Origin of the sequence: Brucella sp. NBRC 113783 (assembly GCF_040372265.1) — a bacterium.
GTDB classification, from domain to species: domain Bacteria; phylum Pseudomonadota; class Alphaproteobacteria; order Rhizobiales; family Rhizobiaceae; genus Brucella; species Brucella teleogrylli.
Genome location: NZ_BAABRX010000003.1, coordinates 391791 through 404242 on the forward strand (window position 1 = coordinate 391791; position 12452 = coordinate 404242).

Sequence of the window (12452 nt, forward strand, 5' to 3'; positions counted from 1 at the left end):
CTTATCAAAATTTGGCATAGTGTGCTCAATATCGAAACAAAGGAGCCTTTGATGTCTGGAGAAAAAGTTGCAATCATCACCGCTGGCGGTTCCGGCATGGGCGCTGCGGCTGCACGAAAGCTGGCACAGGACGGATATCGCGTAGCGATCTTGTCTTCGTCCGGCAAGGGCGAAGCGCTGGCGCAGGAATTGGGCGGCGTGGGCGTCACCGGCTCAAATCTGGTCAATGACGATGTGAAGCGACTTGTCGATCTGGCGATGGACAAGTGGGGCAGGGTGGATGCACTGGTTAATTCTGCCGGTCATGGTCCGCGTGCGCCGATCCTTGAGCTGACCGACGAAGACTGGCACAAGGGCATGGAGGTTTACTTCCTGAGCGCCGTGCGCCCGATCCGTCTGGTAACGCCGATTATGGAAGCACAGGGCGGCGGCGCTATCGTCAATATTTCGACGGCATGGGCCTCGGAGCCTTCGGCTATGTTTCCGACTTCGGCAACATTCCGGGCGGGTCTGGCCAGCTTCACCAAGATCTTCGCGGATAACTATGCCGCCAAGAACATCCGTATGAACAATGTGCTGCCCGGCTGGATCGACAGTCTTCCGTCTACTGATGAGCGGCGCGACAGCGTGCCGATGAATCGCTATGGCACGGCAGAGGAAATCGCCGCGACGATCGCGTTTCTGGTGTCTGATGGGGCAGGTTACATCACCGGGCAGAACCTTCGCGTTGACGGTGGTGTGACCCGTTCCGTTTGATCGGTTCTTGTTTGGAACAATCAAGAAGCGGTGTCGGTCATTGGGCCAGCGCCGCTTTTTATCATATGGAGTGACATAGAATGGAACCTATCGAGGAAGTGGAACTTGCTGCTTGGGCCGAGCTTGAAGCGGCGGCGTCTTCTCCGGAATCCTGCTTCCGTTATGTGAATCTCTGTTCGGTTGATGCCGAAAACCTCCCTCAGGCGCGAATGGTTGTGCTTCGGCGAACCGACGTGACCAAACGGATGCTTGAATTCCACACGGATACACGCAGCGCCAAATGGCGTGAATTTGGCGCGCATCCTTATGCGACCTTGCTCGGTTACTGTTCACAGACGCGTTTGCAGCTTCGATTGCAGGGAACGGTAGAGCTTCACGCGCCGGGTAGCCCAGTTGCCGAAACAGCTTGGGAAATGCTCCCTGCTAGGACGCGTGCGACCTATGCAGGAGGCCCACCCGGAGATGAGCTTGCCTTTGTAACTGACGAGCAGCCCTTTGTATCGGAACTTGCAGACGGTGCTGATGGTAAAGAGCACTTCGGCGTGCTGGCTTTCCGCGCCGACACATTGGATTGGTTTCAGCTTCGGCGGGAGGGCAATCGCAGGGCGCGATTCAGCTATGACCCTGCTGGCGTGGTCATGGCCTCTGAATGGATCAACCCTTGATACGAAACTACCTCGCTTGCAAGTCGCACTTCAAGCTAGAACCCACCCCTGTTATACAATTGGATCGCGTAATCTATCTTATGGAACTCACACCTGCAACGGTCGAGCTATCACGCCGTGTCTATCGCAACGACTTCAATCCGATTGCGTCCATTATTCTTTGCGACATACAGCGCCTTGTCAGCATGTATCATCACGTCATCGAACTTCATCGATTTGTTCTGGACGACAAGTCCGATCGACACCGTGACTGATATTGACGCGTTGCCTATAGAAAACACGTTTCCCGCAACGGCGTTACGGACTAGTTCGGCGGCCATTTCTGCATCACGGCTGCTTTTTTCGCCAAAAATGATTACGAACTCCTCACCGCCTGTACGAGCAATAAAATCATCAGCCTGCAAAATGGCTTTTAGTCTTTGTGCAAGCGTTTGCAAAACGACGTCGCCTGAAAAATGACCATAGCTATCATTGATGGATTTGAACTGATCGATATCGAGGATTGCAACTGCCCGGTGACTGGATGTTTCTTCGGTGGACCCTATGATCGACGTACCATACGCAATCAGCGAACGCCGGTTTGGCAGGTCTGTTAAATAATCGCGTGATGCAGCATTCTGCCAACGGCGTTTGACCTGATCGGAGCACATGAGCAAAAATGTTGTGGTTCCAATAACCGGCAATACAGATAGAAACACTGGCGTCACGCTGTTCATCCAGTGGGTGTTGTCCGCAATCGTGAAATTCGGTTGTGTATCTAGCGAAACGTAAAGGATTGCGCGCAGTATCGTAGTAAGCGCCGCCATTATGTAAATTACAGCCATCGCAAACCGACTACGGGATTGATACTCCTTTGAGTGTTCGGGACTGATCAGGATAGCTGTCGAGGCCAACATGATGATAGCCCAAAGAATCGAAACGATGACCACCCGCACTTTGATGTCTGGAACGAAGACAACGTAATAAAGAAACGGGAGCATACCCAAGACCGGCACCAACAGAACGTGCGAGTAAAGGGGCAAACCGTGAAACTGTCTGATGGCCAGATGATACATGCTCAGCGCTATCATCAAAACCACATTTGCCGTAATGATCGCCAGGTTCGACGGCAAGTAAACTTCGGCGGCGAATATTCCACATCCAAGGGCGACGAGCAGAGTAGCCCATTGCCAGATACGAGCAGCAGGTCTTAACGTGGTCGGAAAATCGGAGAGGATTGCGCTCAGAACGCCGCCATTCGCAAGAATGATCAGCATCACTGTGATATAGACCGACTTTGCATCCATGTCTCGCCTCTTCGATGCTGAAGAAGTCGAAAAACTCCCCAGTCGCCGGATTGTTTATACTAAATCGACATATTTTTCCAAATCAAATAAGACACGATAATTACTGCTTAGGCAGGAATACAGGTTTAGGCGCCGGGAAAGATATTCAAACAATCAATCGGATAAATTATTAACCTCTACCTCATAAGCATTTTTCGCATTTTCTGGTTTTCGGCGTTGAGCTTTTCAGCCAGCTGTCGTTTTAGTGTAGCATTCTCGGCCTCAAGCGCTTGCAGTTCATCCAGAATATCAAGTTTCGCTCTCGGAGATGGTTTTGCCTTTACCGGCTTGTCAGCAATTGCCTTCAAGTGACGGCGAGTATTTCGCTTTTTCTTTTCAGGCGTTGCCGAGACGGGAGTGGCGATAGCCGGAAGCGTTTCGGCTTCTTGCGGGGACGCGATTGCTTCCAAGATCACCGGCTCAACAATGGCTTTCCCCTGTGGGGTGGGTTCTTGGATGGTCTCAGCGGGCTTGCTGTCAGCTTGCGGGATAGCGGGCTTTGACGGCTCGGCTGCGTGCGGTGCCTTGACATCCTCGTCCACTTCACGGGCAATCGATTTCAGATCAAGGTTGCCCCAAAGAGAGTTGCCGCTCTTGCGCGCACGCCGGTTCTTATATTCAACCACAACATTGCGGATTGGATTCTTCATCCGAAAATAGCTTTCTCGATCAAATTCCATGGAAGTGTACGACAGGTACTGCGCTCTACCTATAGATTTCGGGGCCCGTTTTCAACAATCAATCCGCCTTCATAATAGATCGCTCGCCGCATGTCTTTGGATGGCATCTCTTCACAAATTGTCAAAGTAATGGCACTTATGGTTGCATTAAGCATTGTCCCATATATTCGGCACCCGGAAAGCTTACCCGAGTATCAATTCAGGAGAAACTGAACATGGCTGATGAAACCATTGTAGAAGCAAACCAGACCGCTGCCGCAGAGCCTGCAAGCAGCAAGCCGAAAACCCGTGCACCGCGCAAGAAGGCCGAGCCTAAAGCGGTCGCTGCAAAGCCTGCGGCGAAGGCAGTCAAGGCTCCCAAAGCTGCCAAGAGCGCACCCAAGGCCGCTGCAGCTGCTGCAGCACCAGCTGGCCGCAAGGTGAAGAAATATTCGCCAGCCGAACGCGCTTCTATTCTTGCCTCCGTTGAAAAGGCTACCAAGGGTGGCAAGGTCACGTTGAAAGCTGCATTGCAGCAGGCTGAAGTCAGCGAACAGACCTATTACAACTGGAAGAATGCTGCTGGAAAGACCGCAGCACCGGCTGCTGCCAAGGCATCGTCGAGCGACGATCTCAAGGCGCTTGTTGCACTGGAAGCTGAAAATCTCAAGCTGCGCAAGGAACTGGCTGCAAAGCTTCGCTCCGAAAACACCGAATTGCGTAAGCGTCTCGGCAAGGCATAACAAACAACTCACTTGGGACAGCCCCTGCCCCAACCCGACCATGACACAAAACAGGTGCCCCGCCGGAAAGCGGGTCACCTGTTTTACTTTTGTACTAAGAAATCACCGTTACATGATAGCAGCTTAACATGGCTTATTCATGTAGTATGTTGATGCAGAACCATTTCAACCGTCGTGGTGAAGCTGCGGAAACAGGCACTCAACAAACTTGGCCGCTGTTGGTCTTGGTTCATGGTTGGCTAGCCCTGGTCGCTCATTGGCCTCAATGAAAATGTACTCCGGTCTATCCGGTTGTTTGACCATAAAGTCGATGCCGACCACCGGAATATTGATTGCACGCGCGGCACGACAAGCCGCATTGACTAGCTCGGGATCGACAATAGATGTGACGTCATGAATGGTCCCACCAGTATGCAGATTGGCAGCCTTGCGCACCGTGATTTCATGGCCGTCTTCTAGTACGCTATCGAGCGATAGCGCCTGCTCTTGGAGACATCTTTTAGTTTCAGCGTCGATCGGAATACGGCTTTCACCACCAGTGGCGGCAGAGCGACGACGTGATTGAATCTCGATGAGCTTTCGCACAGGTGTATTTCCGTCACCCAACACACGTGGAGGGCGACGCACCGCTGCTGCGACAAGCTGATAATTGATAATAACCAGACGCAAATCCTCACCATCAAAACAGGCTTCCAGCAGAACCCGATCACAAACAGTGCGCGCCTGTTTGATTGCCGTTTGCAGCTGCTTCATATCGGATATTCCAACAGAGATCCCCCGGCCCTGTTCTCCGCGCGCCGGTTTGACGACAAGCTTCCCATGTTGACGCAAGAAAGCTTCGAGCATTTCAGGGCGTGCGTCGGCGGAGATCTGCGCTGGCACGGTCAGTCCCGCTTTTTCAACAACCCGTCGGGTCACGGCCTTATCATCACAGATCGACATCGCCACGCCGGAGGTCATCTCAGATAGGCTTTCGCGACAATGAACCGAACGCCCCCCGTAAGAGAGACGAAAGAAGCCGCCTTCCGCATCTGTTACATCAACCTGGACACCCCGGCGCATTGCTTCATCCACAATGATCCGCGCATAGGGATTAAGTGCCTCAACGGCTTCGAGACGAGATGCGAAGAACTTTTCATTGATGGCGTTTTTGCACTTAACCGCAAAAAGCGGAACGCGATTGAATCCAAGTTTCTCATACAGACGGATAGCGTTTTCATTGTCATGCAGCACCGACAAATCCATATGACGCAACCCACGCGCCTGAAAATGTTCGGCCAGCATGCGCACCAGCTTTTCACCAATACCGGGTTGACGCGCCTGCGGATGAACCGCGAGGCACCAGAGGGACGCCCCGCGATCAGGATCGTCGAACAAGCGCTGATGGTCGATGCCAGTGACCGTTCCAACAATTTCGCCAGTGGCGTCGTCCTGAGCGACAAAATAGGTCACAGCGCGGTTGACCCGCTCGGCAGAAAAGAAATCTTCCCGAAGCTGAACCATCCCGCACGCTGCATAGACCCCGTTGATACCATCTGCATCAATTTCCGAAATGGCGCGACGAATGGTGATGCCACGTGTGCGACGCCCGCCAGCCCGGTAGGTCGACAGTTCCAGACGGTAAGTATGCGACGGATCGAGAAAAATCTCTTGCGGTGCCAGCGACAATAGCACATGCGGATCGCTGACATAAAACAGGATATCTCTACTTGCCGGAGCTTCGGCCCGCATGGCGTCAATAATGGCTTGGTTGCTGTCGAATGTCTGAGCAAACAACAAACGGCCCCAGCCGCAATCGAGTGCTACATTGCGATGCCTGCTATCAGTTTCCGCCTTATGGCCTTGAGAATGCTCCTGGTAAAACCCAGCACTTTCAGGCGTGCGCAAGCGGGTCAGACGATGCGAAAGAGCCTTGCCGCCCCTGGCTTTCTGCCGGGTCATACGTTCCTCACCATGGTTATGCATTTATGCCTCCTGCGTCTGGAGCCACATCTCCAACAGGCCCGCCTGCCACAATTCCGATCCACGCAGTGGCGTGATGTGGTCTGAGGGCTTTGTGAACAGACGCTCCAGGTAATCGCGCTGAAAAAGCCCACGTTCGCGCGCCTTCTGGGATGACAACGCATCGCGCAACATGTCGAGATAGGGCCCGGCGATATATTTGAGCTGCGGCACCGGAAAATAACCCTTCTTGCGGTCGATGACCTCGCTTGGGATGATCTTCCGCGCTACATCCTTGAGGATGCCTTTGCCGCCATCGCGCAGCTTTTCCTCAGGAGGTATCCGCGCTGCCAGTTCAACGAGTTCATGGTCAAGGAAGGGCACCCGCGCTTCCAGACCCCATGCCATCGTCATGTTATCGACGCGTTTGACCGGGTCGTCCACGAGCATCACATTGGTATCGAGCCTCAACGCGCGATCCACGGGCGTATCGGCGCCATCCTCAAGCAGCCTTTGTTCGAGAAGTTGCTGGCTGTAATCCTGTTCGGACATCCACTCTGGAGACAATTGCGTTGCAAGCACCGCATGCGTCCGGTCGCGGAATCCCTTGGCATAGTCGCTGACCACATCGTTGGAATCAATGAGAGGCGAATACCAGTGATAGCCACCGAATACCTCGTCCGCGCCCTGACCTGATTGGACAACTTTGATGTGCTTCGACACTTCCTTCGAGAGAAGGTAAAAGCCCACATTGTCATAGGAAACCATCGGCTCCGACATGGCGGCAATGGTTCCAGGCAAGGCGCCCATGAGATCCGCCGACGGAACAAAGATTTTGTGGTGATCCGTTCCGAAATGCTTGGCTATCAGGTCCGAATAGACGAACTCATCGCCTTTCTCACCATTGGCTTCTTCGAAACCGACAGAAAAACTCATAAGGCCAGTCTGCCCTGCTTCGGCCAGCAACCCCACGATGAGGCTGGAATCCACGCCACCGGAAAGAAGAACGCCGACCGGAACATCAGAAATCATGCGTCTTTTGACTGCCACACGGAGCATATCCAACAATTGCTCCTGCCATTCCTCCCGGCTCAGAGCGCTGTCACCCGGCAGTCGGCGATAGGGCGCCTGCCAATAAATCCGGTCTTTGAAATTGCCATTGGCTTCATAGATGCGCATCGTTGCAGGCGGAAGCTTACGCACACCTTCATAGATCGTGCGCGGCGGTGGAACGACCGCGTGAAAGCTCATGTAATTGTGGAGAGCAGCGCGGTCGATTGAAGTATCAACGCCGCCGGCTTTCACCAATGCTGGCAGCGAAGACGCAAAACGCAATGCGCCGTTGACCTCAGCAAGATAGAGCGGCTTTATCCCGAAACGGTCGCGGGCGAGGATAATCCTTCCCGTATCCCGTTCGTGGATTGCGAAAGCGAACATACCCAAAAATCGGGAGACGCAATTTTCTCCCCACGCATACCAGGCCTTCAGGATCACTTCCGTGTCTCCATCGGAGAAGAAGTGATAACCCTTTGCTTCAAGTTCTGCACGCAACTCGCGGAAATTGTAGATGCATCCATTGAAAACCAGTGTGAGACCGAAGTCGGCGTCGATCATTGGTTGCTGCGATTTTTCGGAAAGATCGAGGATCCTCAGTCTTCTGTGACCGAAGCCAATATTGCCCCGGATGACGATACCAGATGCGTCCGGCCCTCGGGGGCTTAAAACATCCGCCATTTTCGAGACTGCCGAAACCGATGGCGAACCGCCATCGAACCTGACTTCTCCGCAAATTCCACACATAAAAAGGGTCAAAACCTCCATTGTCATCACGAGAGCGATTTCAAACGGGAATCCGTTTGTCCCTGCCCTCGTTCATTGCACAGCCCGAAAACTGCTTCACAGCTTACGGGCTATGCCCTCACGAAAGGGGCCGTCGCATATCAACTGGCGGCGGCCCTCATAGTTGCAAATGCAAGAGCGCCGGGATGGTTCCCATTTTTATCGGTTTTTCCTAATCAGCTCCGCTAACTGTCTTGGCCTTCGCGAGCATATAATCTTCGGCGGCCAGCATATGTTCGTAGGCGATGCGTCGTGCATCCTCTGGTCTGTTCTCTATAAGTGCGGCCAGCAGACGATGCTGGAAAACAAGGCCAGCTTCACGGGATGCAGGCGTGGGATCTGCATAGATGCTCCGTGCGACAGGCAAGTTCCGCAGAAGATGGTGCGTCAGCCCGCAGATGAAACCGAGCAGTCGGTCGGGACACAATCGCGCCAGCAGCGAATGGAAATCGAGTTCCGCCACACGCTGCTGGTACTGGTCGTCCAGATCGATAGGCGGGCGATCATAAAGGCGCATGGTGTTTTCCAGTTGGACGACATCGCCTTGCATGAGCCTGCCCGCCAGCAATGCAGCAATTTCCGGTTCCAGAAGTTTGCGAATGGAATAGATTTCGCTCAAGCTCGGCTGATCGAAGAAGAAGAAGCTGCCCAGCATTTCCATAGCATGTCGTGCCGATGGCTCTGCCACAAATGCGCCGCCGCCCGGCCCGCTACGCGTATAGATAAGCCCTTGCGTTTCAAGTGCTTTCATTGCCTCACGAACAGTCCCCTTGGCGGCTTTGAACTGATCGATCAATTCCTTTTCCTGAGGCAGCCGATCACCGGGCTCCATGGTTTTCGCCCTAATGAAATCCTTGATGCGGTCGGCGATCTCTTCCGGCCTGCGCTTGGCTTTATTCACGCGCGCACGCGCCCGTGTTTCGTCCTTGTTTTTAAGGTCCGTCTTGACCATGCGCTTCTACTCTTTCCTGATGCGGGGTGCGCTTTCCAGCAATTGTCGCGTATAGGCGTGTTGCGGATGAGCGAAAAGATCATGGGTCGGGGCTTGTTCCACAATTTCTCCGAAGTACATCACCGCCACCCGATCTGAAATTGCTTCCACAACCGCAAGATCGTGACTTATGAAAAGATAAGAGAGATCGAACTCCCGTTTGAGCTGGTCCAGGAGCAATAGAACCTGAGCCTGCACCGAAACATCAAGCGCACTGACTGGTTCATCCAGCACGATAATCTCGGCCTCCGCTGCGAGTGTTCGCGCTATGGCAATCCGCTGTGCTTGCCCGCCTGAGAACTCATGCGGATAGCGTTCCAGCGTGTCTTTTGGCATCTGCACGGCATCAAGCAGTCGCACCATCTTCTGTTTGCGCTGCGCCGTGTCGAGTTTGCCCAGAAGCTTAAGCGGAACGTCAAGAATTTGTCCTATCGTCTTGCGCGGGTTGAGCGAAGCGACAGGGTCCTGAAAGACATATTGGATGACCTTGCCAAATGCTGAAGCCCCGGCTTTGCGCAGATCGGTCGCATCGCGATCCGCGATTGTCATGGTCCCACTTGTGGGTTCCGTCAGCCCGACAAACATGCGCGCAAGGGTGCTCTTGCCGGAGCCGCTTTCGCCGACCACCGCAAGGGTCTCCCCCCGCCGCAGATCAAGAGATACTTTTTTAACCGCATCAACCTGATGGCGTTTTCGACCGAAGAGCGTTCGTCCCCCACCAAAGGTTTTGGTCAGATCGCGTGCACGGATAGCAATTTCACTCATGCTGTCATGCCTTTATTCCCGCGTCCAAAGACTTTAGCTACTTTGTCCAGAAAACTTGCGCCCTGTCCGAGTTCCGGCACGCACGCAATGAGCCGCTTGGTATAGTCATGCTGCGGGTTGGACAGGACTGCCCTCGCCGTGCCCGTCTCGACAATCTCGCCATCCTTCATCACCGCAACGCGGTCGCAGATTTCTGAAACCACGCCAAAGTCATGGGTGATGAACAACAGCGCAATGCCGCGTTCACGCTGCAATTCGCGCAGCAAATCGAGAATTCTGGCCTGTACCGTTACATCGAGCGCCGTCGTCGGTTCGTCGGCAATGATGATATCGGGATCATTTGCCAGAGCCATTGCAATGCCAACACGCTGGCGCTGGCCGCCGGAAAGCTGATGCGGATAGTGACTGGCGCGTTCTCTGGCGTCTGGAATGCCAACTTTTTCAAGCAGTGCTATTGCTTGCGCGCGCCGCTCCGTTGCAGTGATGCGCCGATGCGCTCCGATCGCTTCCTCGACCTGCCAGCCGATGGAATACATTGGATGCAATGTCGTGAGCGGGTCCTGAAACACATAGGCCACCTTGCTGCCGCGAAGGGCCGTCAGTTCAGTCTCCGGCATGGAAAGAACATCCCTGCCCTCAAGAAATATGGAACCTTGGCGGATAAGCCCGGGCGGCGATGCGACAAGCCCCATGATTGAAAGCGCAGTAACGCTCTTTCCTGACCCGCTTTCTCCAATGAGGCCGAGACATTCCCCCCGTTCCAACTGGAGAGAAACATTTTTGACGGCAGGGGAGAAATGCCGGCCGCTGACGAACCCTGTTTCCAACCCATTAATCGACAATGCCGCATTGCCCGATATTTCGGGTTTTGTAACTCGATCTCTGGCGACTTGGGTTCGTGCACCGGGACGCGCAAGGGCTCCGGACCGTAGGCGTGGATCAAGAACGTCGCGTACACCGTCTCCAAGGACATTCAAGCTAATCACAAGCAGGAAAATCATCAGCCCCGGAACAATCGACACATGCGGGGCATTGAAGAGCTGCGCCCTGCCCTCACCCAGCATCGAACCCAGATCAGCTTGTGGCGGCTGCGCGCCCAGACCGAGAAAGCTGAGACCAGCCGTTTCGAGGATCATCCAGCCGGCAGTCGTAGACATGGTGATGACGATTAACGGCATCACATTGGGAAGGACTTCGCTCGCTAGTATCGAGATGGAGCTTTTTCCAGAAAGCCGCGCCGCGTCGATAAATTCGCGATGTGCGAGACCCAGCGTAACACCGCGTACATTGCGCGCAAAGAACGGGATATTGACGACGGCTATTGCAAAAAGCGCATTCATCAGCCCGGGGCCAAGAACCGCCACAATCGCCAAAGCAAGCAGGATGTAGGGAAATGCCATCAGCATATCGACACCGCGCATCATGAGATTATCGGTGCGCCCACCGATAAAACCAGCGACGAGACCGATAGAAGAACCGATAACAGCCGCGATCAAAGTAGCAGCAAAACCCACTGCCACCGATACACGCGTCCCCCAGATGACCCGGCTCAGGATATCCCGGCCCAGTTGATCCGTTCCAAGCAAATGGCCGGACGTGAACAAGGGCTGCAACCGCGTCGCGGGTGACGTGGCATCCGGATCGGGTAACGGCAGCAAAGGCGCCGCCAGAACGACAAGGCAGATCGCGACCAGCAGAAAAAAGCCGAAAGCGGCCAGCCGATTGCTCATGAGCAGCCCCCATGAGGTCAATCGTGTCTGCGCCGCAACCGCCGCACTTTGTGTCAGCAAACTCATGTGCGAATCCTCGGATCAAGCATGGTCTGGAAAATATCGGTAACCAGATTGAAAAGGACGTAGCTCGCAGCCACCACAAACACACCGCCTTGGACCAGCAGAATATCGCGCGTGGATATTGCCTTCACCAGCATCGCGCCTATGCCCGGCCATTGAAATACGGTTTCGATATAGACCGCTCCGCCCAGCACAAACCCTGCCTGTATACCGATCACGGGAATGACACTGACAAGTGCAGCGTGAAACGCATGGCGGTAGATCACTCGTCGCTCGTTCAGCCCCTTGGCGCGGGCGGTGCGGATATAGTCTTGTCGCAAAACTTCCAGCATCGCGCTGCGCGTCAATCGGGCGATAACACCCGCCGCCACAACGGCAAGTGTTGCAGCAGGTAAGATCAGGTGCCAGATCAAGTCCTTCAGATCACCGCCGCCATAGACGGCATACATACCGGATGCTGGCAGAATCCGCCAATGAACAGCGAAAAGATAAATCAGCAGGAGACCGAGCCAAAATGAGGGGATGGAAATTCCAGCAAGAACGACGAAGGTGATCGCCCTGTCCGCCCAACCAAACTGACGTACGGCTGAGACGATGCCCGCCAGCAATCCGACGATGGAACACAGGACGAGCGCCACGCCAGCCAGGATCATTGTCGCATGAAATCGTTCCAGAACCTCATCGAGTACCGGCCTGTTGAGAATGAAGGAACGGCCGAAATCGCCATGCAGCAGATTGCTGATCCAGATGAAATACTGCTGCACGAGAGGCTTATCCAGACCAAGATCGCGGTTTACCCGCTCGACGTTTTCAGGCGTTGCATAGGAGCCGAGCAATGCGGTTGCCGTGTCGCCGGGGATCATGGCCATCACGAGAAAAACAATGATCGAAAGTCCCAGCAACACGGGGATCACCGCTACAAGGCGTTTTAAAATATAGGCTGGCATTTCAAGCCCTCCTTTAAATCCGGGGATA

11 protein-coding genes are annotated in these 12452 nt (G+C 54.2%); 3 read left to right on the forward strand and 8 right to left on the reverse strand.

Translation table 11 applies throughout. The annotated features are described in order from the left end of the window. Positions 1–51: 51 nt before the first annotated feature. Positions 52–756, forward strand: coding sequence for an SDR family oxidoreductase (locus ABWW11_RS12320; RefSeq protein ID WP_078337470.1), 705 nt, complete (start codon positions 52–54; stop codon positions 754–756). Positions 757–836: 80 nt separating this feature from the next. After that, positions 837–1421 (forward strand): pyridoxamine 5'-phosphate oxidase family protein, encoded by a 585-nt coding sequence (locus ABWW11_RS12325; RefSeq protein WP_121537891.1) that lies wholly within the window; start codon positions 837–839, stop codon positions 1419–1421. Positions 1422–1531: 110 nt separating this feature from the next. On the opposite strand, the gene ABWW11_RS12330 is transcribed toward ABWW11_RS12325, so the two are convergent. Both ABWW11_RS12330 and ABWW11_RS12335 read right to left on the reverse strand, forming a co-directional pair. After that, entirely contained in the window at positions 1532–2707 is a 1176-nt protein-coding gene (locus tag ABWW11_RS12330; protein WP_109365970.1) for a GGDEF domain-containing protein, read from the reverse strand. A gap of 176 nt (positions 2708–2883) precedes the next feature. Beyond that, a complete protein-coding gene (locus ABWW11_RS12335) occupies positions 2884–3426 on the reverse strand; it encodes a hypothetical protein (protein ID WP_109365969.1) in 543 nt (180 codons plus the stop codon). A 215-nt stretch (positions 3427–3641) separates the two neighbouring features. Between ABWW11_RS12335 and ABWW11_RS12340 the strand changes: the two genes are divergently transcribed. Further along, positions 3642–4148, forward strand: coding sequence for a transposase (locus tag ABWW11_RS12340; protein ID WP_109365968.1), 507 nt, complete (start codon positions 3642–3644; stop codon positions 4146–4148). Between the two features lie 165 nt (positions 4149–4313). Here the strand turns inward: ABWW11_RS12340 and ngg are convergent, their stop codons facing one another. The 6 genes from ngg to ABWW11_RS12370 form a co-directional block, all read right to left on the reverse strand. Further along, positions 4314–6113: an N-acetylglutaminylglutamine synthetase gene (gene ngg / locus ABWW11_RS12345; RefSeq protein ID WP_319081054.1), complete on the reverse strand. Its 1800-nt coding sequence runs from the start codon at positions 6111–6113 to the stop codon at positions 4314–4316. After that, complete coding sequence (locus ABWW11_RS12350) at positions 6114–7889, reverse strand: N-acetylglutaminylglutamine amidotransferase (RefSeq protein WP_319081073.1); 1776 nt, start codon at positions 7887–7889, stop codon at positions 6114–6116. It lies immediately after the preceding gene. A gap of 211 nt (positions 7890–8100) precedes the next feature. Then, on the reverse strand, positions 8101–8880 hold the full coding sequence (locus ABWW11_RS12355) for a FadR/GntR family transcriptional regulator (RefSeq protein ID WP_319081055.1): 780 nt from the start codon (positions 8878–8880) through the stop codon (positions 8101–8103). Positions 8881–8886: 6 nt separating this feature from the next. After that, the gene (locus ABWW11_RS12360) at positions 8887–9684 is read right to left on the reverse strand and encodes an ATP-binding cassette domain-containing protein (protein WP_319081056.1); all 798 of its coding nucleotides are present in this window, start codon (positions 9682–9684) and stop codon (positions 8887–8889) included. Then, positions 9681–11480: a dipeptide/oligopeptide/nickel ABC transporter permease/ATP-binding protein gene (locus ABWW11_RS12365; RefSeq protein ID WP_319081057.1), complete on the reverse strand. Its 1800-nt coding sequence runs from the start codon at positions 11478–11480 to the stop codon at positions 9681–9683. The genes ABWW11_RS12360 and ABWW11_RS12365 overlap by 4 nt, the downstream gene beginning before the upstream one ends. Continuing rightward, a complete protein-coding gene (locus ABWW11_RS12370) occupies positions 11477–12424 on the reverse strand; it encodes an ABC transporter permease (protein ID WP_319081059.1) in 948 nt (315 codons plus the stop codon). The genes ABWW11_RS12365 and ABWW11_RS12370 overlap by 4 nt, the downstream gene beginning before the upstream one ends. Positions 12425–12452 lie beyond the last annotated feature (28 nt).